Source organism: Lutibacter sp., assembly GCF_030692605.1.
Lineage (GTDB): Bacteria > Bacteroidota > Bacteroidia > Flavobacteriales > Flavobacteriaceae > Lutibacter.
In genome coordinates this window covers 1-23,914 of the sequence record NZ_JAUYUD010000126.1, presented here as the reverse complement: position 1 = coordinate 23,914, position 23,914 = coordinate 1, and the positions used below count along the sequence as shown (strand labels likewise).

Sequence of the window (23,914 nt, the reverse complement as noted above, 5' to 3'; positions counted from 1 at the left end):
GTTCCAAGATATGGCCATCAAACTCATTTCTAAAACCCATTGCTCCAACAATCACACCTGTATTTTGGGTGTAAACAAAAGATGCTTTATTGCCAAATTCAAATTTTTTGTGTTCTTTTCCTTTAGAGATGCACTGTGTTTCAGATTCGTGCAGTGAATAAATTTTGTTTTTACTTGTTCGTTTTTGAGCTAGAACCCGTTTAAATAATTCAACATCTGCAAGATAAATGGAGTCGGGTTTTAGATTTCTCTCTAATTCGCGAACCAATCTTCCTGCAATGGTTCTAACTTTTTTATCCGCCTTTTTTGCTTTTGATTTATTTTTTGGATGATTTCTGAAGCGCTGGTCCACGCCTAATTTTTTCAATGTTCGGGTGTAGCTCTGGCGAACGGAAAGTTGTTCCTTCTTTGCTATTGCAAGACACTTTTTGATGATCTTTTTATACAACTTTGCATCTGTGGGGAAGGTGATGTTTTTTTCCTGAACCGTGGTGTCAATACTAACTTGGTCATCATTGCTGTCATTTCCATTAATACGGATACTTTCTTTTAAAATCAATTCTATTCCCGATTCTCCAATGCGTTTACGAAAATGAACAAGTTCGGAAGCTTCACAAGGTTGTGAAGAACTAAATTCTTGCTGTCCGCAAAAATATTGATCGTAAAGATTCTCAGCCCATTGCTCTACCACACTTTCATCTGAAATGTTCCGAAGATGCTTCAAAATCAACAGGCCAACCAGTAAGCGAATTGGCTTTGCGTGACGCTCGTTATTCTCACAATAAAGAGAACTAAATTCTTTTTCAAATAGTTGCCAATCAACCCTATTAGACAAAATATAAAGGGGATGCTTTTGGTTTAAAGTATCTTCTAAAGTGAAGAAAAAACTAAATTAATTCTCTATTTTTGACTTGGCTAACATAAATTTAAATTGCAAGGTTTACGTCATAAAAATACGAAATCTTGCAGTTTTAAATAAAAAAATATTAAATTAATTTATTATATATCAGCTTGTTAAATGGTTTTTATGGGTCGACTAAATACTTTTACATTTATTAGTTACTCTATTTGACACTAAAAAATAAGAAAGTCACATTTCTTACCTATTTATCAAAATATAAGGCATAAAAAAAGGGTCTAACATAACGTGCTACCACCCTTTTATTTATATATTAATCTAGAATCTCTATTTGATTTTCAACAATATCTTTAATAGGTAATACTATTTTACTTTTTTCAGTTTTTATAGTAACTGTAATATTATCAATAGATTCAATAGTGCCTTCAATATTTTTAAATAGAATTTTTTGACCAACTTCAAAATTCTTTCTGGTATAAAATGTTCTCAATAAATCTGCAATAACATCTTTAGACCCAAACCCAAATCCAATAGCTATTGCACCTAAAAAAGCTCCTAAAATAATAGTCAAGTTATTGGTAATAATGTCAGTTTCAATTCCTGCCTGATTTAATGCGGTAATAGTAATTAAAATAGCTATTAAGTAAAAAACCAAGCTACTAATAATTCTAGATCCACTTAAATCGAATGAATCAAACAAACCTTTAATGGCAGTTTTAACAAAATTTGCCACATACATACCGATCATAAATAAAGCAATGGCACTAAATAATTTAGGCAAATAACGAAGTAAGTTTCCGATTTCTTCAGAGACCGCTTGCCATTTCATAATATCTGCTGCCACAATTAAAAATACGAGGTAAAGTATCCACTTAATAAAACCAAGAATTACTTTACTTACTTTAAATTTTAAATCAGATTTACCAAAAACATGCCTTTCATTAATTAAATCAGTTAATTTATCAATGTTAGCAATTTTGAATAATTTTTTCAAAATTAAAACAATTCCTTTGGTAATAAGCCACCCGAGAAACAACACAATCATGGCTCCCAAAATATTTGGTATGGCATTCATTATGCTAAGACCCATTTCATTGAGCGAGTTAAATGTTAATTCTTTCCAATCTGTTAATGTTTCCATATGTATGATTATTAAATTTGTTTTTTGTTATTTTTTATTATTTTTTTTCTTTTTAAAAAAACTTTCAGCAACACCGGCATAATTAGAAGTAAACAGTTTTGTAACATCCATAATTAACTTAACTGCTGCAACATCTGCCATTACTTTTTTCTTAAGCTCAAATGGAACTTCCTTTAATGGTGTTCCAATTTGTTTAAAGGGGTTTTCCATATCTAAAATTTTTCTTTATATACTTTTACTACACTTGCTTTCGCTCTTTTTAATCGCATTTTAACCGCACTTTCTCCAATTTGAAGTATCTTGGATAATTCCTTTATCGAGATATCGTCTTGATATTTAAGCAACAAAATCATTTTATCCTCAGGACTAATTAAATCTAATGCATTTTTTAAAATATCTACTTTAATTTGAAACAAACTTTCATCATCTGTTTCAACTATTAAATAATCATAATCATCAATAGGCACTGCTTTGTTTTCAATTTTTTTTGAATTATTTCTATTTACATAATTCACACAATAATTATAAGTAAAAGCATACAGCCATGTAAAAAATTTAGAATTGCCTTTGAAGGTAGATAATTTTACAAACAAATTAATAAAAATTTCTTGGGTTAAATCTTCCGCTTCTACATTATTTTTAGAAAAGCTAAGGCATTTGTTATAAACTACTTTGCTGTACCTGTCATACAAAACTGCATAAAGCATTGTATTATTATTGGATACAATTCTTTCAACAAGAATTTCATCTGATAGATGTTTAATAGATTCTATAGCTTCCAAGCTTTTATTACTTATTAGTTAAGACACATATTCTAAAAAAAAGTCACATCAATTAAATGAATTTTATATTTTCAGAAATTAGATATACTTAATAACGATATATATATATGGCGCCTTGTCGAGTACAAAATAACATTATTTTTTCGAGTGAAAAAAATATCAAAATATATTTGGTTTTTATTACGAAAGTCTTTTTATTTGCAACGAAAATTCGCCGATGTAGCTCAGCTGGCTAGAGCAGCTGATTTGTAATCAGCAGGTCGTGGGTTCGAGTCCCTCTATCGGCTCAAAACCTTCCAAAACTTTGGAAGGTTTTTTTATTTTTTCAATTGTCACTTGTTTCATTATTAACAAATCATGAAAAACTTTACCATAAGATTATTTCATTAATAATGAAAAAATAGCCCTTTCTAAAAATTACTAAAAATCAGTTTAGTGCAATAAAATATTCCGTAAATTTGTAACATAAACTACTAAACTAATAAAATGCTAATAATAGGAATCGCTGGCGGTACTGGAAGTGGTAAAACCACCGTTGTTAATCAAATTTTAAATCAACTTCCTGCTGATGAAGTTTGTGTAATTTCACAAGATTCTTATTACAATCAAACCACCAATTTATCTTATGATGAACGAATTAAAATTAATTTTGATCATCCAAAAGCCATTGATTTCGATTTATTAATTTTACATTTAAATCAATTAAAAAATGGTGAAGTTATAGAGCAACCTGTTTACTCGTTTGTAACCCATAATAGAACCATAGACACCCATAAAACACATCCAAGAAAAGTAATAATTGTTGAAGGAATTTTAATTTTTAACAATAAAGAACTTCGAGATTTATTTGACATTAAAATATTTGTTCACGCAGATGCCGATGAGCGACTTATTAGAAGAGTAAAAAGAGATCTTGAAGAACGTGGCAGAGATATTACTGAAGTGTTATCTAGGTACCAAAATACTTTAAAACCAATGCACCAGCAATTTATTGAGCCAACCAAATCATATGCTGACATTATTATTCCAAACGATCGTTATAATACAGTAGCTATTGATATTGTTAGAACCGTAATTAGCAACAAACTTTTATAATGACATTTAATCAATTCAGAAATAAACCCATCATAAAAATTATAACCAATAGGTATATTCTTATACTTGTTATCTTTATTGTTTGGATGTTCTTTTTTGATGAAAATTCTTATTTAAACCTTAGAGAGTTTAACAAAGAAATTGAAAAACTAAACAGTGAAAAAGAATTTTATAAAGGTGAAATTAAAAATGATAAAGAACTTATTAAAAAATTAGATGATAAAGAGCAGTTAGAGAAATTTGCGCGTGAACAGTATAAAATGAAAAAAGACAACGAGGAAATTTATATTATAGAATACGATACATTACCTGAAAAGTAGTTTTTAATAAATCTAACTTATTTTATAGCTAAATTTTTTCAGTTTTTTAAAAATAAAAAACATGAGCAACTTTATTACAAATGAATTTGAAACCTGCTCAGCTGCAGCTTGGAAGCAAAAAATACAGTTCGATTTAAAAGGAGCCGATTACAATGATACCTTATTAACAAAAACAAATGAAGGTATTATTATTAAACCCTTTTACCATTCCGATAATTTTGAAAAGTTAAACATCCCTGTTTCTGAAAGTGATTTCAAAATTTGTCAGAAAATAACAATTTCCTCAGAAGAAGCTTCTAATCAAAAAGCAATTGATTTTATTGAAAGAGGTGCCAGCTCGTTAAAATTTGAAGCAAAAAAACCTTTTGACATTGCAATTTTATTCAAAAACCTATTAAATAAAAATATAGAATTTCATTTTCAATTACGATTCTTATCAGAAGATTTTACCCAAAAAATTTCAGAATTACTTAAACATGAAATAGTGTTTTTCAATATTGATGTTATTGGAAATCTAGCAAAAACTGGAAACTGGTACACTTCCTTAAATGCTGATTTTAAAAGCATTGAAAATTTACTTCATAAAAATAGTTCAAATTATATTTTAGGTATCAATGTTGGTTTGTATCAAAATGCTGGTGCAAATACTGTACAACAAGTTGCCTATGCTTTGGCACATTCAAATGAATATTTAACAAAATTTGGTTGTGAAATTGCCACTAAAATTCAATTTAATTTTGCCATTGGAAACAACTATTTTTTTGAAATTGCTAAAATTAGAGCCTTTCGGTATTTATATAATTTAATTTTAAGAGAATACAATACCACTGCCGATGCTAAAATTTATGCCGAACCTAGTTTACGCAACAAAACAGTTTACGATTATAATGTAAATATATTACGTACAACTACCGAAAGTATGAGTGCTATTTTGGGCGGAGCAAATACAATTGCAAATTGCGCTTATGATGTTTTATTTCGAAATGAAAATGAATTTGGAGATAGAATTGCAAGAAATCAACTTCTTATTTTAAAGGAAGAGAGTTATTTTAAAAACGCACAACACATTGCAACAGATTCATATTATATTGAAGCCATCACAAAACAAATTGCTGAAAAAGCATTAGCTATTTTTAAAGAAATTGAAAAAGGAGGTGGATTTTTAAGTCAATTAAAAGAAGGAACTATTCAGCGAAAAATAGTAGAAAACGCCAAAAAAGAACAAGAACAGTTTGATGCTGGTGAATTAATTTTAGTAGGAACCAATAAATATCCAAATGAAGTAGACAACATGAAGCATCATTTGGAAGTGAACCCTTTTATTGAAAGAAAATCACGCAAAACTTTAATAATTCCAATATTACCGAAACGTTTATCAGAAAAATTGGAACAAAAAAGACTGAAAAATGAAGCGTAAAGATTTTTCAAAACTATCCATAGAAAGTCAAAAGGAGAAAGATTCTTACTTTGAACACGAAGATTATATCGCCGGAACTGCACCTTATTTACGTGGACCTTACCCAACTATGTATGTTCGTCAACCTTGGACAATTCGTCAGTACGCAGGCTTTTCAACAGCTGAAGAAAGCAATGCTTTTTACCAGCGAAATTTAGCTGCAGGTCAAAAAGGATTATCTGTTGCTTTTGATTTAGCCACACATCGCGGTTATGATTCTGATCACGAACGCGTTCAAGGCGATGTTGGTAAAGCTGGTGTTGCTATAGATTCGGTTGAAGACATGAAAATATTATTCGACCAAATTCCATTGGATAAAATGTCGGTATCTATGACTATGAATGGAGCCATTTTACCAATTCTTGCTTTTTACATTGTTGCCGCGCAAGAACAAGGAGTAGATAAAAAATTATTAGAAGGTACTATTCAAAATGATATTTTAAAAGAATTTATGGTACGAAATACCTATATCTATCCACCTACTCATTCCATGAAAATTATTGCTGATGTTTTTGCTTATACAAGTAATTTTATGCCAAAATTTAATTCAATTTCTATTTCAGGGTATCATATGCAAGAAGCTGGTGCCACACCTGAAATTGAATTGGCCTATACCTTAGCCAATGGATTAGAATATCTAAAAACAGGAATTGCAAGTGGCATGGATATTGATTCTTTTGCGCCTCGACTTTCTTTTTTCTGGGCAATTGGAATGGATCATTTTAGTGAAATTGCTAAAATGCGTGCTGCGCGCATGCTATGGGCAAAAATTGTAAAACAATTCAATCCTAAAAATCAAAAGTCGCTGACGTTACGTACACATTGTCAAACTAGTGGTTGGAGTTTAACAGAGCAAGATCCGTTTAACAATATTGCCAGAACAGCTATTGAAGCAATGGCAGCTGTATTGGGAGGAACTCAAAGTTTACATACCAATGCGTTGGATGAAGCAATCGCATTACCTACAGATTTTTCGGCAAGAATTGCAAGAAATTCACAAATTTATATTCAAGAAGAAACAATTATTACAAAAACTGTAGACCCTTGGGCAGGCTCCACCTTTGTTGAAACAAGAACCGAAGAAATGGCAAACAAAGCCTGGGAATTAATACAAGAAATTGAAGCTTTAGGAGGAATGATAAAAGCTATTGAGCAAGGAATTCCTAAAATGCGCATTGAAGAAGCTGCGGCCAAAAAACAAGCTCGAATTGATAGTAATCAAGATATTATTGTAGGTGTAAATAAATACAAGTTAGATCAAGAAGATCCTATTCAAATTTTAGAAGTTGATAATGAGGCTGTGAGAGTATCTCAAATTGCACGATTAAATAAGCTTAAAGCAAATAGAAATATTGATGAAGTGACCATTGCCTTACAAAATTTAACAAAATGCGCAAAAACAAGTGAGGGCAACTTATTAGAATTAACAGTTATTGCCGCCGAAAAAAGAGCTACTTTAGGTGAAATTTCTGATGCTCTTGAAAAAGAATTTGGAAGATATAAAGCAACTATTAAATCTATTTCTGGCGTGTATAGTAAAGAAATTAAAAACGATCCTGAATTTGCAAAAGCTATAGAACTAGCTAATAGATTTGCTGAATTAGAAGGAAGGAGACCGCGTATTATGATTGCTAAACTAGGTCAAGATGGTCACGATCGTGGTGCAAAAGTAATAGCAACTGGATATGCCGATTTAGGTTTTGACGTAGACATTGGGCCACTGTTTCAAACACCAAAAGAAGTTGTAAAACAAGCCGTTGAAAATGATGTTCACGTATTAGGAATATCATCATTAGCTGCTGGACACAAAACATTAGTTCCTCAAGTTATTGCAGAGTTAAAAAATTACGGTCGAGAAGATATTAAGGTAATTGCTGGTGGTGTAATTCCTGCACAAGATTATCAATATTTATTTGATACAGGTGTAGTTGGTGTTTATGGTCCAGGAACCAAAATATCTAAAACAGCTATTGAAATATTAAATTTATTGATTGAAAGTGTGGAAGAATAATTCCAAATTATATTTAAAAAAAGTTAAAGACGTATTTATTACATCTTTTTAAATTTTAAAACTTAAATTAGTTCACTGAAAAACATAAAATGAAAAATACCCTTAATTTTTTAGTAATTTTTACAATCACAATTTCAAGCTTTGCCCAAAATTCAAATGAATTAAAAGTTGGAGATGTAGTTTCTAACTTCTCCTCAACTGACGATCAAGGAAACAAATGGGAATCAAAAAATGTGAAGTCAAATTTTTTAGTTATTTACTTTTACCCAGCTGCCATGACAGGTGGCTGTACTAAACAAGCCTGCGCCTACCGTGACTCCAAAAATTCCTTAGATCAATTAGGCGTAACAGTAATTGGGGTAAGCGGGGATGAAGTTACTAATTTGAAGCACTTTAAAAATTCGTATCAATTAAATTTTCCATTACTTTCTGATATTGAAGGAAAAATAGCCAATATCTTAGGTGTTCCTACGGATAAGGGAGGTTCTATAACAAGAGAAATAAATGGGGAAAATTATTTATTGATTAGAGGAATTACAACACCTCGTTGGACTTTTGTTCTAGATAAAAATAGAAAAATAATTTATAAAAATTCGGAAGTAAATGCTGAAGATGACAGCAAAAAAGTGCAAGAAATAATTAAAAATTATCTTAAAAAATAATAAAGAAAAATAACTTTCAATCCCTAATTATTGGACTTTTCGTTCTAAAATTAATGTGTTTTTAAGCCAAACCATAAGAATTACTGCTACTAATGCTAATCCGGCCATAAATAACCAATTAGTCGTGTAGCCAAACCTAGCTATTACTTCCATTCCAGTTTTGGCACTAAAAATATGAGCACAAGAAAATGCCATTGCATATAAAGCCAAATATTTACCCTCTTTCCCTTCTGGAGCCCTATTTATTGCAAAATTATTAGTAAAAGGAAATGCCAACATTTCCGCCAGAGTAATTATTAGCACACTAATAATTAAAATTCCTGCCCAAGAGCTACTATTTAAAATCAGAAAACTGATCCCAAAAAGGATTAAACCATAGGTTATTAATTTTAATTTATCCAAAAATTTCTTTTCTAAAAAATGAATTAAAGGCATTTCAAACAAAAATATTATAAAACCATTCAGCGCCATAATTAACCCGATTTCAACTTCGGTTAACCCATGAACTTCCTTGTAAAAAAGTGGCATTGTCGTAAATAATTGAAAAAATACAAATCCCATTAAGAAAACAACAACTAAAAATATCCAATAAGGTTTGTCTTTATATACCGAAATAATTGCAAATTCATCATCATCAATTATTTCTGTTTTATCAATTAATAAATCTTTATTTTTTAAAACATTTCTCATTAGTATTATTGCCAAAATACATGTAATGCCATCAACCCAAAATAAACCAGAATAACCAATAAAAGTAATAATAATTCCTCCTAAAAATGGTCCAAATGAAAAACCTAAATTTATGGCTAATCGAACTAAAGTTAAAGACCTTGTTCTATTTTCAGGCTTACTATATGCCTTTAGAGCTACATACATTGCAGGCCTAAAAGAATCTGCTATTGCCATTATAAAAAATATAGCCAAAGCAAATCCATAAAATGAATGAATAAATTGAAGCCCTATAAATAGAAACCCCGTTATAAATAAACTCCAAAACATTACCTTATAATAGCCTATTTTATCAGTCAGTTTGCCACCCAACCATGAACCAAGTAACGATCCTAAACCAAAACAGGACATAATCCAGCCAACTTGAGCATAGGATAATTCCAAATCTTCGACTAAATATAACGACAAAAATGACAATACCATAGTGCCTGCTCTATTTATAAATGTAATTAATGCCAACCACCAAACTTCTTTTGAAAGCCCTCTAAATGATTCGTGATAACTAGTAATAATTCTTTTTAGCATAGCTCAAAAATACTCAAAAGAGCTTTAATTTAATTGAAACTTTATGGATTAAATTTATGATTGAATTAGAATCCTAAATGCTACTAATAAAAGCTAATTATTTGTACTTTTGAATTTAAACCTATATTAAAATGAAGAATTATTGTTTTATTGGGCTAGTTGCCCTCTTTTTTATTTCCTGCACAACCAAAAAGAATGAAGATTATACGAAAGAAATAAAATTATTTCAATACGAATTAAATACCCAGTTTGCCGATGCCAAAGAATCTCCACTTACGGAACAAGATTTAATAACTTTTAAAGGGCTCTATTTTTTTGAAATTGATAATAAGTACCGTATTGAAGCTGATTTTGAATTAACACCAGATACAAAAATATTTGAAATGAAAACTACTACAGAACGGCTCCCTTTGTATAGAAAATATGGAATTGCTCGTTTTACTCTAGATGGTAAAAATTTTGAATTAAGCGTTTTTCAAAACCAACAATTGATAAATGATCCTGAATATTTCAATCATCTTTTTTTCCCTTATAGGGATTCATCAAATGGTAATGAAAGTTATGGTGGAGGACGATATATTGATTTAGAAATACCAACAGATGGCATCAATACAATTGTTATTGATTTTAATAAATCATACAACCCATATTGTGCATATAATTCCAAATATTCATGTCCTATACCGCCAAAAGAAAATAATTTAGGTATTAAAATTTTGGCAGGAGTTAAAGCCTATAAAGATCATCATTAAAAAAAGCCTGTACAAAATAAACTGAACAGGCCAAACCTAACTTAATTAAATACTCAAAATTTTACAGCGAAAGTACAAATACCAAATAGGCATCTTCCGTATTTGGGTTAAAAATGGTTGATGCCGACATATTCAAATTAAAAGAATCTGTTATTTTAATTTCTTTTGTTGCAGTGAAACCAAAATTGGTTATGGCATAGTTACCATGTATAGAATATATTTTATTTCCAGCTCCAATAAAAGCACTTAATCCAATTTCACCTATTGTAAATGGATAACCAATTTCTGTATAAATTGAATTTGCATCATCATTATAAACATTTACACCTATCATAGCCGATAAAGGAAATGAATCTACACCTCCAAAACTCAAGGTAGCTTCTCCAATATGGTTTTTAATTTGAAAATGACCATCAGAAAAACCATCCACAGGAAAAGAATAGTCTATAAATCCGAGGGTAACAGCACCAAAAGCATAGCTTGCATATAAATCAAATTCTTGTCCAACCACTTGTCCACCTGTTTCATAGGAAGCCCATGCTCCCAATGAAAAGTTTCCTAAAGAATATTCAGCATATGGTTGAATTGCTGGTGAGTCTGAAAATTCAAGACCTCTCCAAACATATCTGCTTGCAAAATCAACTCCTAAGTCAAATGATCCTTTCGATTTTTCTTGTGCTATTATTGTTGTAATTGATAAAATTGTTATTAGTACTATTCCTATTTTCTTTGTTTTCATAATTTTATAGTTTATGTTTATTTTTAGACAATACTTCCCCTTCAAGTGAAATTTCACTTAATTGTTTTTTATAATAAATTGAATTTAAGCTAATTGTGAATATTAACTTTTTATCTTTAATAAATATTAATGTTCATTTAAACCAAAATCTGGATATGCATCCATCCCATGTTCGTGAATATCTAAACCTTCTTGCTCCTCTAATTCAGATACTCTAATTCCAACTGTGACTTTTAAAGTTTTAATTATGAGATATGCAGATGTTATACAGAATGCACCAATGGAAATTATTCCAATTGCTTGATTTCCTAATTGTTCCCAACCCGCTAAATCGCCAAATATTCCAACAGCTAAAGTTCCCCATATTCCACATATTAAGTGGACTGCAATTGCACCAACAGGGTCATCTAGTTTTAATTTATCTAAAAAGGCAACTCCTAATACAATTAATGTACCCGCAATAGAACCAATAATAACAGCATCGGTCACACTCATAATATCAGCACCTGCAGTTATACCAACCAATCCTCCCAATATTCCATTTAAAAACATAGATAAATCATATTGTTTATATTTAAATAACGATACTAAAAAAGCAGTTAACCCTCCAGCAGCAGCAGCTAAACATGTTGTTACTAATACCATTGATGTTTTACCAGGATCCGCAGAAAGTACAGACCCTCCGTTAAATCCAAACCATCCCAACCATAAAATAAATACTCCAGCAGTTGCCAATGGAATATTATGACCAGGAATTGCACCGACAGAACCATCTTTATTAAATTTCCCAATACGAGCACCCAATAACCAAACCGCAACTAAAGCTGCCCAGCCACCCACAGAATGCACCAAAGTAGACCCTGCAAAATCATAAAACCCAAGTTCATCTAACCAGCCAAGACCCCATTTCCAAGATCCTGTAATTGGATAAACAACTCCAACATAAATTATAGTAAAAATCATAAACGATCCCAGTTTTATTCGTTCAGCAACTGCTCCTGAAACTATTGTAGCAGCTGTTGCAGCAAACATTCCTTGGAATAAAAAATCGGTCCAATATGTATACCCCCCATTGGCATATTCGGCGGTTAAACCATTTTCAGGTGGTGCTATTCCAAATAAATCAATAAAATAATCTGGCAAAACTCCATACATAAAAGTTCCAGGGTACATTAAATTAAACCCAACCACTGCGTATAATACCATTCCAATTGAAATTATAAATACGTTTTTAAATAATATATTAATCGTGTTTTTTTGTCTTGTTAATCCAATTTCTAATAGTGAAAATCCTAAATGCATTAAAAAAACTAATGCTGTACAAATCATCATCCATACATTGTTCACTGTAAATAATGTGTTATCCATAATATTATAATTAATAGTTGTAGTTTATTTTAATGAATCTGATCCTCTTTCTTTCGTTCTTATCCTGTAGGATTCTTGAACATCAGAAACAAATATTTTACCATCTCCAACAATTCCTGTATAAGCCGATTTTAATAAAGCATCAACTGTTATATCTAAAAAAGGGTCAGAAACTATGATTGATAAAAATCTACGTTGAATGTCTGAAGTACTGTAACTAACGCCTCTATACACATGGCCTTGTTTTTCGTTTCCAACACCTGTTACATCCCAGTAACTAAAAAAGGTGACATCAATTTGATGTAAAGCTTCTTTAACTTCATCAAATTTTGATTTTCGAATAATTGCTTCGATTTTCTTCATATTAAAAATAATTTTTAAAATTGATTTCGGGTCAAAAGTAAATATATAAATTGTTACCCCCTAATTTTTATGGGGTATTTGTGTTATTTTTATGTTTTTTTTCTATTTTACCATATTTTATTATGGGGTATGTAAAATAAATTCAGTTTTTTTAAGAATTATTTTAAAAATTTTAGGGATCAATGCTTTGAGAATTAGAAAATAGGTTTCTATACCCCAAAATTGAAGGGGTACTTTCGTTAATTATACTTAATTGAAATAAAAATTTGTAATATTGAGTCTATACGATGAAGAAACTACTATTTAAAAAAGCTTGGATACATAAAACCCAACAAAAACGGCAAAAATACCTAGTATTATAGTCCCAAGAGTGTAAGTAAGGAATTGAAGGTAATCCCCATGCTTTAAAAAAAGTTGATTTTCTAAGGCAAATGCAGAAAAAGTAGTAAATCCGCCACAAAAACCTGTAGCTATTAAAAGTGAATAATTTTCATTATAGGGCGTTATTCTAATTAAATAACCAAGAATAACACCTATAATTAAACTTCCAAGTACATTAACTATAAAAGTACCGTATGGAAATGTGTTTTCTACAGTATTCAGCCATTTTCCAATAAAATATCTAATAACACTCCCAAAACCTCCTCCAATAAATACCAGTGCAGCTTGCTTCATGTAATAAGGGTAAATATTTATATTATTGAATTCCTTAAAAATTCCAAATTATTTTTAGTTACCAAACACTTCGTTAGCATCTGTCCAACTCCATTTACCGGTAACAGTCCCCTTTTCTAGCATTAAAATACCCGGATTTGATCTAATTATTATTTTTAATGCCGTTTCGTCACAAAATAACATCTCGCATTTCAAATTAAACTCCTTTTGAATTTCAAAATACTCCTCATCCATTGAAGAGGTAAGCACGTAAACTACATAATTTTTATTCAAAGCTTCATCTGTAACATTTTTTATGGCTGAAAACCCTTGCTTATCACTTTTACTCAAATTATAAGCAATAACTAATAATGCCTTATCTGCTTCTAAAACCTCGGTGGTAACTTCTTCTCCTCCCAAATTTTCTAAATAAAAATCGTGAATTGGAGGTGGAGTTTCCCCAATATGTTTCATTCCTTCTGGAATATTTTTTCCAATTGCAAATGGTCTAAAATCAATTAGTGGCAAATGCACTAACACGTGGTAAGTAATATATAAAAACACTAAAAATGAACCAAAAGAAATCCATTTTACCAATGTTAAACTTAATATAGGTTTTATATGTTTTACCCTTAATAGCAGCACAAACACCAGCACTATTAATACCACATTTTTATAAAATGTTTCCCAAGCGGTTAGTTTAACGGCATCACCAAAACAACCGCAATCAGTCACTTTATCGTAAAATGCAGAATACCAAGTTAAAAACAAAAAAACAAGCATTATAACCACCAAACTCCAAACCGTAATTTTTGGCAAATAACCAACAAGAAGCATAACTCCTAACATAATTTCAGCCAAAATCAATAAGATTGCAAATGGTAATGCGTAGGGAATTAAAAATTCTATATTTAGAACACCTGAACTAAAATATTCTTCAAATTTGTAAGCTGAACCAAGCGGATCAACCAATTTCACAAATCCCGAAAAAACAAAGGTTACTGCCACTACAAGTCGAGCAATTATAGTAATTATTTTCATATTCTATTTTTTTTCATTTATATGGATCAAAGCAAAAACTGCATAATTAATCATATCCTGATAATTAGCATCAATACCCTCTGACACCAAAGTTTTACCTTCGTTATCTTCAATTTGTTTAACCCTCAATAACTTTTGCAAAATCAAATCGGTTAATGAGCTAACACGCATCTCCCTCCATGCCTCCCCATAATCATGATTTTTATCTTCCATTAATTTTTTGGTAATTGAAACATGTTTATCAAATAGTTCAACAGCTTCATCTGTAGATAAATCTGGCTGATCTGCTACTCCTTTTTCCAACTGAATTAATGCCATTGCAGCATAATTAATAATTCCAATAAATTCCGACACTTCCCCTTCATCCACCTTTCTCGAACTATTTTGTTGTAATTGACGTATTCGTTGTGCTTTTATAAAAATTTGATCAGTTAAAGAGGGTAATCTTAAAATTCGCCAAGCGCTACCATAATCTTTTAACTTATTTATATAAAGTGAACGACATTCGTTTATAATATTGTTATATTGTTTAGAAGTTTGTTGCATGTAACTTTAAATATTTGCGTAAATTTCAAACAAATTTAAGAAATTAAAAAAACAATTAGACAAATATAAAATTCTTAGTAATCAATTCCATAAAAATATCATATACTAATTACGATTAAGAATTTGATGGGGGAAAACATATAATAATAACTTATGAAGAAAATTGCAGTTTTTTGTGGTTCAAGTTTAGGATTTAATGAAATTTATAGAAATGACGCCATAGAACTTGGAAGTTACTTTGCAGAAAACAATATTGGATTAGTTTATGGAGGTGGAAAAATTGGTATGATGGGAATTTTAGCTGATACTATGTTAAATAAAAACGGAAAAGTTATTGGGGTAATTCCCGGATTATTGAGACATGAAGAGGTTGCTCATAATTCCATTACTGAAATGATTGTTACTAAAACCATGAGCAAAAGAAAAGTTAAAATCAGTAAATTAGTAGATGGTTATATTGCACTACCTGGCGGATTTGGAACGCTCGACGAAATTTTTGAAGCATTAACGCTAAATCAACTTGGTATAGAACAAAAACCTATTGGAATTTTAAATACTAATGGATTTTTCAACCCTTTAATTGAACAACTTAATTTAATGGTTAAAGAAGGCTATTTAAAACAATCTAATAAAGAAATGCTTTTAGTAAGTGAATCTGTTAAAGATTTGTTTTTAAAAATGTACAATTATAAAGCACCTGATTTATCAAAAGTAATTAATAAAATAGTAAAGTAAATGAGCAGTATTAATTGCCGCGGTACATTAATAGACTTAACCATTCCAAAAGTTATGGGCATTTTAAATGTAACTCCCGATTCATTTTATGATGGCGGTAATTACACTAATGAAAAAGAAATTATAGCCCAAGTTGAAAAGATGTTAAGCGAAGGAGCTACTTTTATAGACGTTGGAGCCTATTCTTCTCAACCAAATGGAACCCATATATCTGAAGATGAAGAATTGGCCAGAATCTCTCCAATACTAAAACTTTTAATATCAGAATTTCCTGCTATAGTAATTTCAGTAGATACGTTTAGAAGTGATATTGCCAAAAAATGTGTCCATCTTGGTGCTTCTATAATAAATGATATTTCGGCTGGAGAAATGGATGAAGAAATGTTTAATACAGTTGCTGAACTTCAAGTGCCATATATTGCAATGCATATGAAAGGAACTCCTCAAACAATGCAAAAAACCGTTGAATATAAAAATGTAGTAACAGAAATTATTTCTTTTTTTGCCAAAAAAATATCACAGCTTCACGAACTTGGGGTAAATGATGTGATTATAGATGTTGGATTCGGATTTGGAAAAAATATTGAACACAATTATAATTTATTACATAATTTAAGTTTATTCAAAAGCCTAGAAGCACCAATATTAACAGGTATTTCTCGAAAATCTATGTTATACAACCCTTTGAACCTAATCCCTGATACTGCTTTAAATGCAACGACAGTTGCGAATACAATTGCGCTCCTCAATGGGACTTCAATACTACGAGTTCATGATGTTAAAGAGGCTATTGAAGCAATTAAAATTGTTGAATTAATGAAAACAAGTCAATGAAAAATATTATATTATTAATTGGTTTTATCCTTTTTATAAGTTGCACTAAAAAAGAAATTAAAATTCCAGCACTTGGTATTTCAGGAATTCAAGACGTTCAGAATCATTCTCAAGTGTGGATTTTTTTAGAATTAAAAGAGAACGATACCATTGCAAATGTAAATAGAAAAAATACCATTAGTTCAACACATTGGATTTACAACATAGACAAAAGACTACCACTAAAAAAAATAATTCCAGAATTAATTTGGTTGCAAAATAAGCACGCTAATTCACTACATTCCGAAAAAGGAATGCACGATTATTTTAGCTTTTCAGACACAATTTCAAAAAAACTGTCCTTTTTTGAATTTGATAACATAATTTATAACGCTGATAACTCAATATCAAAAGAGATGATTAATAAAAACACCGATCATTTCATTAAATATAATCATATACATTTAACATTTAGTGACCATACAATTTTATTAAATGATGATGAAATTCCTTTTCAAGAATTTACAAAAACACTTAAAGAAATTATTGATATTTCACCCAAAAAAAATAAGACATTGCTTCATTTAAATTTTAATGAAAATATGTTGTATCAAGATTATCTTTTTTATAATACTCTCATTTTTAGATTTAAAAATGAAAAAATAGAGATTAGTAAAAATCAATTCATATTTAATAAAAACAAAATAGCATACTGACGCCGTTAAAAGTAAATTATTATAGCAATGTTTCTTATTTTTACAAAAAACAAAAACCGATGTTAGACTTTTTAGAATTTACTTTTCTCGATGTTTTAGACATTATACTTGTTGCTGTGCTTTTGTATTATGTGTACAAATTATTAAAAGGAACTGTAGCTATTAATATTTTTATTGGAATTTCTTTGGTTGTAATTATTTGGAAAATAACCCAAGGTTTGCAAATGGAATTGCTAAGCGGCTTACTTGGAGCTTTAATTAGCCTTGGCGCCATTGCAATTTTAATTGTTTTTCAACCAGAAGTAAGAAAATTCTTATTAATGATAGGATCAACTAATATTACTAACAAAAGAAATTTTTTAAGACAACTTATTTTTTTAAAATCCGAAACTTCAGTTATAATGGATATTGAATCTGTTGTGGCTGCTTGTGAAAATTTATCAAGTTCAAAAACAGGGGTTTTAATAGTTATCGAACGAACTCATAATTTAGATTTTTTAAAATCTACAGGCGATAAAATGAATATTGTTATTAATAAACCTATTATTGAAAGCATCTTTTTTAAAAACAGTCCTTTACACGATGGTGCTTGCATTATTAAGGATAACAACATTATTGCAACTCGAATAATTTTACCTCTTTCAAACAAAGTACTTCCATCTCGTTTTGGGCTAAGACATAGAGCTGCTTTTGGAATAACCGAAAGAACAGATGCTGTTTGTCTAATTGTTTCAGAAGAAACCGGAAAATTGTCATATATAAAAGATGGAGAATCTATTCTGTATAAAAATATTCTAGATCTTATAGAGATTATTAGATACGATTTATCTTAATTTAAAGCTCAATTTCTTGCGCAAATTGCATATCATACAAATTTTTGTAATAACCATTCAGTTCTAATAAATCATGATGAGAACCCTGCTCAACAATTTTTCCTTTTTCCATTACAATAATTCTATCTGCTTTTTTCACCGTGGTTAGCCTGTGAGCAATAATTATTGAAGTTTGATTTTTAGTTATTCTATCGGTAGCTCCTTGCAATAATTTTTCTGAATAAGAATCTATTGAAGAAGTGGCTTCATCCAAAATTAAAACACTTGGTTTACTAATATACGCTCTCAAAAAAGCTATTAATTGCCTCTGACCAGAAGAAAGCATTACCCCTCGTTCCTTAACGTTGTAATGATAATTATTAGGCAAACTCATAATAAAATCGTGAATTCCTATTTTTTTTGATGCTTCAATAACTTCATCAAGTGAAATATTGGTATTGCTCAAAACAATATTTTTATAAATTGAATCTGAGAACAAAAACACATCTTGTAAAACAACTGCAATTTGATTTCGAAGTGAATTTAATGTGTACTCCTCAATATTTACGTTATCAATACATATTTCACCTTCATTAATTTCATAAAAACGATTTACCAAACTAATAATTGTAGATTTTCCAGCTCCAGTTGCCCCTACAATAGCAATAGTTTCGCCTGCTTTTACATCAAAAGAAATTCCTTTTAAAACCTCTTCTCCAACAATATAACTGAAATGCACATTTTTGAAAGAAATATCACCTCGAAAATGACTGGCTGTTAGATCTCCAGTTTTATCTATTTGACTGTGCGTATCCAATACTTCAAATATTCTATCCCCGGCAACCATACCCATTTGTAATGTATTAAACTTATCAGCAATTTGCCTTAACGGTCTAAAAAGCATTTGAGACATCATAATAAAAGAAATAATTTGCCCAACGTTTGTTATACCATTATTAACAATATCTAAACCTCCATACCAAACCAGGAGACCAACTGCAATTGAAGATAAAATTTCTGCAATTGGAAAGAAAATTGAATAATACCAAACCGTTTTAATATATGCCTTTTTATGCTTGTTATTAATGTTAACAAAATTCTCATATTCAATTTTTTCTCTATTAAAAAGCTGAACAATTTTCATACCAGTAACGCGCTCCTGTACAAACCCATTTAAATTAGCCACCTGAACACGCACTTCTTGAAAAGAAGCTTTTATGGCCATTTGGAACAATTTTGTTGCGTAAATTAATATTGGAAGTACAACGAATGATATAAGTGCTAATTTCCAGTTCATCCACAGCATAACAACTGCCACTACTACCATTTTTAACAAATCACTTACAATCATAAACAATCCTTGACCAAAGAAATCGGCAATTGTCTCGGTATCAGAAACCAACCTGGTTACTAATTTTCCTACTGACGAATTATCAAAATAAGACATTTTAAATTGAAGCATGTGCTTCTGTAATTTTGTTCTAATATCTTTAATAATATGCTGTCCTAACCAATTCACTTTATAAATAAATATGAATTGCAAAAAAACTTCAGCTACTAAAAATACAACCATTAAAAGTGAATAGTTCAAAATACCGACTTCATCTTTATTTTTAAAATAGGTATTTACCATTTCTTGCAACAAAATTGGTTTTGCCACCGAAACTAAAGATAATAAGATGGCGGATAACGTTCCAATAAAAAATTCTAATCTATATTTATTGGCAAAACTCATGAGTCGCATAAATATTTTAGCGTCAAATGCTTTACCTGTAACTTTAATACTCATTATAAAAAATTGTTTTAGGATAAACTATTTCAGTTAAAAATAACCCTTTTGCCGGAGCCGAAGGTCCAGCATTACATCTATTTTCACTTTCAATAATTTGTTTAAATTCGTCAATAGTTGTTTTTCCCAGTCCTATTTCAACTAAGGTGCCAACAATTGCCCTAACCATATTTCTTAAAAATCGGTCAGCCGTAATTTTAAAAACTAATAGATTATTGGAATATACCCATTGTGCATATTTAATTGTACAATTGTATGTATTTACATCTGTTTTTGATCGAGAAAAACACTTAAAATTAGTGTAATTTAATAAAATATTAGCTGCTTCATTCATTTTTGCGACATTTAATTCTTTATTAATAAACTGCCAAGAAAGGTCTGTTAAAAAAGGATTTCTTCCTAAACTAATTCTATATTCATAGCTCCTACTTAATGCATCAAAACGAGCATGAGCATTACTATTAACTTTAAATATTTTGTATATTACAATGTCCTTGGGTAAAATGGCATTCATTTTATAAGTAAATTCTTCAGGATCAAAAGAAATGTCAGAATCAAAATGTACATAAAACTGTGAGGCATGAACCCCAGTATCAGTCCTACCCGCTCCTGTTAGTTCTATTTCATTTCTTAATATAGTTGTACAAGCCTTTGCTACTAATTCTTGAATAGTAATGGCATTTGGCTGGACTTGCCACCCGTGATAATTGCTTCCTTTATAGGCTAATTCAATAAAATATCTCAATAGAAATGTTACTTTTGCATAAATGCAAATATACGGGTTATTTGCAATTGATGAATTTTGAAATCAAATGAAAAAAATATTATTAATTTCAGACACTCACGGATTTATTGATGATCAAATTTTAAAGTTTGTAAAACAAGCCGATGAAGTTTGGCATGCTGGTGATATTGGCTCGATTGAAGTAATGGATATTATTAAAAAAATGAAACCAGTTAGGGCTGTTTATGGCAATATTGACAATACAATTATTAGGTCTGAATACCCTTTAGATGCAATTTTTAAAATTGAAAACACCAATGTATGGATTACTCATATTGGTGGATATCCAAACCGATATGACATTAGAATTAGGGAAAAATTAACTCAAAATCCTCCTAATTTATTTATTAGTGGTCATTCTCATATTTTAAAAGTAATATATGATAAGAAATTAAATTTACTTCATATGAATCCTGGTGCTGTAGGAAAACATGGTATTCACCAAGTAAGAACTATGCTGAGGTTTGAAATAGATGATGAAAATATTAAAAATTTAGAAATTATTGAACTTGAAAACCGCTAATATATAAATGGCACTTCCAAAAAAACAGTTAGAGCTAAAAAGCCATTTCAACGAAAATTGAAATGGCTTTATGCACAAATATACTAAGATTATAAGGCTATCTTATCCTATCTACAGATTTTACGAGTTCCTCATCCCTTTTAATTGCTCTATTTGCTAACACAATGCAAACTATAGAAAAAATTGGGATTAGCAATCCAATACCCTTCTCAGAAATTATTATTTCTCCAGATAAATTTTGTGATATATATATAAGTATCCCTAATAAAATAAAATTAATCAATATTGAAATTCTACCTAAAACAAACTGTAATTTCCTATTTTTAAATAAAAAAATAGTTACAAAAGTTGTAATGGCAGACACAAAAAATAATAAACCCATTACTATTAATAATTTATTACCACTTCTAAGTGCATCAAAAACAAAAAAAAGTGCTTTTTGATCTTCTGTCCATAAATTGAAAACAAAAATGCTTCCTGACGACAAACCTGTTGCTAAAAGTAAATAAATTGTTTGTATTCTTTGTATCATCCTTATTAAAATGGAAGCAAAAATACATTTTATTTTTAATGAATTAAAGTTTAATTATATAAAATATTTTCATATATTTGCGGTACCCGAATGCCTTACAGGTTAAAGGAAGCCACTAGCAAACAACTAATCACCACTTAGATTATTTATAATGACATTCTTGCCTAACTAAGAATTATATATTTCATTAACTCAAAATTACTTTTAACATAATGTTTGAAATTTCCCAACTAAAGGAGAAAACTCTTGTTGAACTACAAGAAATAGCAAAAACAATTGGTGTCAAAAAATATAGTAATTTAAATAAACTTGATTTAGTTTATTCTATATTAGACATTCAAGCTGCTACCCCAACTACTGTCCCATCGAGTGAATCGATTAATCCCATTAAACAAAAGAGAAAAAGATTGATTCAAAAAACAAAGCCCTCTCAAAATATTAAAACATTATTCACTGAGGTGCCAAATCAAATTAAATTAGAAGATTCTGTTGAACTAAAAATAGAAGAACCTAAAACAATTGAGAAAAAACCAATAGTTAAAAAACAAGTTAAACCTATTGCAAAAGCAAATAGACCAGATTCAATACATAAAGTTAAAAATGCAGAAACTATGGTTGAGGTTATTGAAAGTAAAGAGGCTATAGATGTTGTAACCAAAGAGTCGGAAACTCAAAATACAAATCAACCTCAAGAAAAAGCTACACTCATAAACCCAAATAAACTTAATCAACCACATAAAAAACATAAACAACCTAATAATCAACCTAATCAACCTAATCAAAAAAAACAATCTAATCAACAAAACCAGCCCAATCAACCAAAAGAACAGAAAGGGCAAAGAATTAGTGGAAACAAATACAGAGACCCAGATTATGAGTTTGATGGAATAATTGAAAGTGAAGGTGTATTAGAAATGATGCCAGACGGTTATGGATTTTTACGTTCATCAGATTATAACTATTTATCTTCACCTGATGATATTTACTTATCACAATCACAAGTTAAACTATTTGGTTTAAAAACCGGTGATACTGTAAAAGGGGTGGTTAGACCTCCTAAAGAAGGAGAAAAATATTTTCCTTTAATTAGAGTTTCTAAAATTAATGGATTAAGTCCAAATGTAGTAAGAGATAGGGTATCGTTCGAGCATCTAACACCATTATTTCCGCAAGAAAAATTTAATTTAGCTGGAAAATCCAGTACTTTATCAACACGTATTATTGATTTATTTTCTCCTATAGGCAAAGGACAAAGAGGTATGATTGTTTCCCAACCAAAAACTGGGAAAACGATGTTATTAAAAGATATAGCAAATTCCATTGCTGCAAATCATCCTGAAGTTTATCAAATAATTTTATTAATTGATGAAAGACCTGAAGAGGTAACAGATATGCAACGAAGTGTAAGAAGTGAAGTTGTTGCTTCTACCTTTGACGAACCTGCTGAAAAACATGTAAGAGTTGCTAATATTGTCTTAGCAAAAGCCAAAAGATTGGTGGAATGTGGTCATGACGTTGTTATATTGTTAGATTCTATTACACGTTTGGCACGAGCATATAATACTGTAGCTCCTGCTTCTGGTAAAATTTTATCTGGAGGTATTGATGCAAACGCTTTACATAAACCAAAACGATTTTTTGGAGCAGCCAGAAATATTGAAAACGGAGGCTCCTTAACTATTATTGCAACTGCCCTTACTGAAACCGGTTCAAAAATGGATGAAGTTATTTTTGAAGAATTTAAAGGAACTGGTAATATGGAATTGCAATTAGAAAGAAATATTTCTAATAGAAGAATCTATCCTGCAGTTGATTTAGTTAAATCAAGCACCCGTAGAGATGATTTACTACTTGATGCTAAAACTGTTCAACGTATGTGGGTATTAAGAAAATACTTAGCAGATATGAATCCTGTTGAAGCCATGGAATTTATTAATGGAAAAATTAAACTTACAAATTCTAATGAAGAATTTTTAGTTTCAATGAATGGATAAATCTATATTTATAGTCATAAAAAAAGCGAGCTAATAGACTGCCCCCAAAAAGTTAGACACTATTTGGGGGTATTTTTATGGAAAGAAAAGTGAAATATGATTACACATTTAAACTTGAATGTGTAAAATTAGTATTAGAGAAACATTATTCATGTTTATTAGTTTCAAAGCAG

At 30.0% G+C, this 23,914-nt stretch carries 25 protein-coding genes, 1 tRNA gene and 1 pseudogene; 13 read left to right on the top strand and 14 right to left on the bottom strand.

Annotated elements, in window-relative coordinates:
- From Q8S45_RS13895 to Q8S45_RS13880, 4 genes and pseudogenes are all read right to left on the bottom strand, one after another.
- A pseudogene (locus tag Q8S45_RS13895) lies at positions 1 to 889 on the bottom strand (IS5 family transposase); the annotation flags it as partial.
- Between the two features lie 283 nt (positions 890 to 1,172).
- Positions 1,173 to 2,000 (bottom strand): mechanosensitive ion channel domain-containing protein, encoded by an 828-nt coding sequence (locus tag Q8S45_RS13890; RefSeq protein ID WP_305606194.1) that lies wholly within the window; start codon positions 1,998 to 2,000, stop codon positions 1,173 to 1,175.
- Between the two features lie 27 nt (positions 2,001 to 2,027).
- Positions 2,028 to 2,210, bottom strand: coding sequence for a hypothetical protein (locus tag Q8S45_RS13885; RefSeq protein WP_305606192.1), 183 nt, complete (start codon positions 2,208 to 2,210; stop codon positions 2,028 to 2,030).
- A gap of 2 nt (positions 2,211 to 2,212) precedes the next feature.
- A complete protein-coding gene (locus Q8S45_RS13880; RefSeq protein ID WP_305606189.1) occupies positions 2,213 to 2,782 on the bottom strand; it encodes an RNA polymerase sigma factor in 570 nt (189 codons plus the stop codon).
- A gap of 213 nt (positions 2,783 to 2,995) precedes the next feature.
- Here Q8S45_RS13880 and Q8S45_RS13875 point away from each other — a divergent pair.
- The 6 genes from Q8S45_RS13875 to Q8S45_RS13850 all read left to right on the top strand — a co-directional run bounded on the left by Q8S45_RS13875 (position 2,996) and on the right by Q8S45_RS13850 (position 8,326).
- Positions 2,996 to 3,069, top strand: a tRNA-Thr gene (locus tag Q8S45_RS13875).
- Between the two features lie 199 nt (positions 3,070 to 3,268).
- On the top strand, positions 3,269 to 3,877 hold the full coding sequence (udk, locus tag Q8S45_RS13870) for a uridine kinase (protein WP_305606186.1): 609 nt from the start codon (positions 3,269 to 3,271) through the stop codon (positions 3,875 to 3,877).
- Positions 3,877 to 4,197 carry a septum formation initiator family protein gene (locus Q8S45_RS13865; protein WP_305606184.1) on the top strand — a complete coding sequence of 107 codons (321 nt, stop codon included), beginning with the start codon at positions 3,877 to 3,879 and terminating at the stop codon, positions 4,195 to 4,197. Before udk ends, Q8S45_RS13865 begins: the two co-directional genes overlap by 1 nt.
- Before the next feature lie 61 nt (positions 4,198 to 4,258).
- A complete protein-coding gene (locus Q8S45_RS13860; protein ID WP_305606181.1) occupies positions 4,259 to 5,614 on the top strand; it encodes a methylmalonyl-CoA mutase subunit beta in 1,356 nt (451 codons plus the stop codon).
- Positions 5,604 to 7,664: a methylmalonyl-CoA mutase gene (gene scpA, locus Q8S45_RS13855; RefSeq protein WP_305606178.1), complete on the top strand. Its 2,061-nt coding sequence runs from the start codon at positions 5,604 to 5,606 to the stop codon at positions 7,662 to 7,664. The genes Q8S45_RS13860 and scpA overlap by 11 nt, the downstream gene beginning before the upstream one ends.
- Before the next feature lie 89 nt (positions 7,665 to 7,753).
- Positions 7,754 to 8,326, top strand: coding sequence for a peroxiredoxin (locus Q8S45_RS13850; RefSeq protein WP_305606175.1), 573 nt, complete (start codon positions 7,754 to 7,756; stop codon positions 8,324 to 8,326).
- A gap of 27 nt (positions 8,327 to 8,353) precedes the next feature.
- Here Q8S45_RS13850 and Q8S45_RS13845 read toward each other — a convergent pair whose 3' ends face one another.
- On the bottom strand, positions 8,354 to 9,580 hold the full coding sequence (locus tag Q8S45_RS13845) for an MFS transporter (RefSeq protein WP_305606172.1): 1,227 nt from the start codon (positions 9,578 to 9,580) through the stop codon (positions 8,354 to 8,356).
- A gap of 131 nt (positions 9,581 to 9,711) precedes the next feature.
- Here Q8S45_RS13845 and Q8S45_RS13840 point away from each other — a divergent pair, with 131 nt between their 5' ends.
- Positions 9,712 to 10,332, top strand: a complete 621-nt coding sequence (locus Q8S45_RS13840) for a DUF1684 domain-containing protein (RefSeq protein ID WP_305606171.1) — start codon at positions 9,712 to 9,714, stop codon at positions 10,330 to 10,332.
- A 61-nt stretch (positions 10,333 to 10,393) separates the two neighbouring features.
- Here the strand turns inward: Q8S45_RS13840 and Q8S45_RS13835 are convergent, their stop codons facing one another.
- The 6 genes from Q8S45_RS13835 to Q8S45_RS13810 all read right to left on the bottom strand — a co-directional run bounded on the left by Q8S45_RS13835 (position 10,394) and on the right by Q8S45_RS13810 (position 15,043).
- A complete protein-coding gene (locus tag Q8S45_RS13835) occupies positions 10,394 to 11,071 on the bottom strand; it encodes a hypothetical protein (protein ID WP_305606168.1) in 678 nt (225 codons plus the stop codon).
- Between the two features lie 126 nt (positions 11,072 to 11,197).
- Positions 11,198 to 12,439, bottom strand: a complete 1,242-nt coding sequence (locus tag Q8S45_RS13830; RefSeq protein WP_305606165.1) for an ammonium transporter — start codon at positions 12,437 to 12,439, stop codon at positions 11,198 to 11,200.
- A gap of 24 nt (positions 12,440 to 12,463) precedes the next feature.
- Entirely contained in the window at positions 12,464 to 12,802 is a 339-nt protein-coding gene (locus tag Q8S45_RS13825; protein WP_305606163.1) for a P-II family nitrogen regulator, read from the bottom strand.
- 303 nt (positions 12,803 to 13,105) lie between these two features.
- On the bottom strand, positions 13,106 to 13,477 hold the full coding sequence (gene crcB / locus Q8S45_RS13820) for a fluoride efflux transporter CrcB (protein WP_305606160.1): 372 nt from the start codon (positions 13,475 to 13,477) through the stop codon (positions 13,106 to 13,108).
- Between the two features lie 54 nt (positions 13,478 to 13,531).
- Complete coding sequence (locus tag Q8S45_RS13815; RefSeq protein WP_305606157.1) at positions 13,532 to 14,497, bottom strand: DoxX family protein; 966 nt, start codon at positions 14,495 to 14,497, stop codon at positions 13,532 to 13,534.
- 3 nt (positions 14,498 to 14,500) lie between these two features.
- Positions 14,501 to 15,043, bottom strand: a complete 543-nt coding sequence (locus Q8S45_RS13810; protein ID WP_305606154.1) for a DUF1599 domain-containing protein — start codon at positions 15,041 to 15,043, stop codon at positions 14,501 to 14,503.
- A gap of 153 nt (positions 15,044 to 15,196) precedes the next feature.
- Between Q8S45_RS13810 and Q8S45_RS13805 the strand changes: the two genes are divergently transcribed.
- Genes Q8S45_RS13805 through Q8S45_RS13790 form a run of 4 tightly spaced genes read left to right on the top strand, consistent with a single transcriptional unit; the run spans position 15,197 to position 18,140 of the window.
- Complete coding sequence (locus Q8S45_RS13805) at positions 15,197 to 15,778, top strand: TIGR00730 family Rossman fold protein (protein ID WP_305606151.1); 582 nt, start codon at positions 15,197 to 15,199, stop codon at positions 15,776 to 15,778.
- Positions 15,779 to 16,612: a dihydropteroate synthase gene (gene folP / locus Q8S45_RS13800; protein WP_305606148.1), complete on the top strand. Its 834-nt coding sequence runs from the start codon at positions 15,779 to 15,781 to the stop codon at positions 16,610 to 16,612.
- The gene (locus tag Q8S45_RS13795; protein ID WP_305606147.1) at positions 16,609 to 17,307 is read left to right on the top strand and encodes a hypothetical protein; all 699 of its coding nucleotides are present in this window, start codon (positions 16,609 to 16,611) and stop codon (positions 17,305 to 17,307) included. The genes folP and Q8S45_RS13795 overlap by 4 nt, the downstream gene beginning before the upstream one ends.
- 59 nt (positions 17,308 to 17,366) lie before the next feature.
- The gene (locus tag Q8S45_RS13790) at positions 17,367 to 18,140 is read left to right on the top strand and encodes a diadenylate cyclase (RefSeq protein ID WP_305606144.1); all 774 of its coding nucleotides are present in this window, start codon (positions 17,367 to 17,369) and stop codon (positions 18,138 to 18,140) included.
- 1 nt (position 18,141) lies between these two features.
- Here Q8S45_RS13790 and Q8S45_RS13785 read toward each other — a convergent pair whose 3' ends face one another.
- Positions 18,142 to 19,908 carry an ABC transporter ATP-binding protein gene (locus Q8S45_RS13785; RefSeq protein ID WP_305606142.1) on the bottom strand — a complete coding sequence of 589 codons (1,767 nt, stop codon included), beginning with the start codon at positions 19,906 to 19,908 and terminating at the stop codon, positions 18,142 to 18,144.
- Complete coding sequence (truA, locus tag Q8S45_RS13780; RefSeq protein ID WP_305606139.1) at positions 19,898 to 20,653, bottom strand: tRNA pseudouridine(38-40) synthase TruA; 756 nt, start codon at positions 20,651 to 20,653, stop codon at positions 19,898 to 19,900. The genes Q8S45_RS13785 and truA overlap by 11 nt, the downstream gene beginning before the upstream one ends.
- A gap of 67 nt (positions 20,654 to 20,720) precedes the next feature.
- On the opposite strand from truA, the gene Q8S45_RS13775 reads away from it, so the two are divergent.
- Positions 20,721 to 21,215 carry a metallophosphoesterase gene (locus Q8S45_RS13775; RefSeq protein WP_305606137.1) on the top strand — a complete coding sequence of 165 codons (495 nt, stop codon included), beginning with the start codon at positions 20,721 to 20,723 and terminating at the stop codon, positions 21,213 to 21,215.
- A gap of 97 nt (positions 21,216 to 21,312) precedes the next feature.
- Here the strand turns inward: Q8S45_RS13775 and Q8S45_RS13770 are convergent, their stop codons facing one another.
- Complete coding sequence (locus Q8S45_RS13770) at positions 21,313 to 21,747, bottom strand: DUF4293 domain-containing protein (protein WP_305606135.1); 435 nt, start codon at positions 21,745 to 21,747, stop codon at positions 21,313 to 21,315.
- 212 nt (positions 21,748 to 21,959) lie between these two features.
- On the opposite strand from Q8S45_RS13770, the gene rho reads away from it, so the two are divergent.
- On the top strand, positions 21,960 to 23,741 hold the full coding sequence (gene rho, locus Q8S45_RS13765; RefSeq protein WP_305606132.1) for a transcription termination factor Rho: 1,782 nt from the start codon (positions 21,960 to 21,962) through the stop codon (positions 23,739 to 23,741).
- Positions 23,742 to 23,914 lie beyond the last annotated feature (173 nt).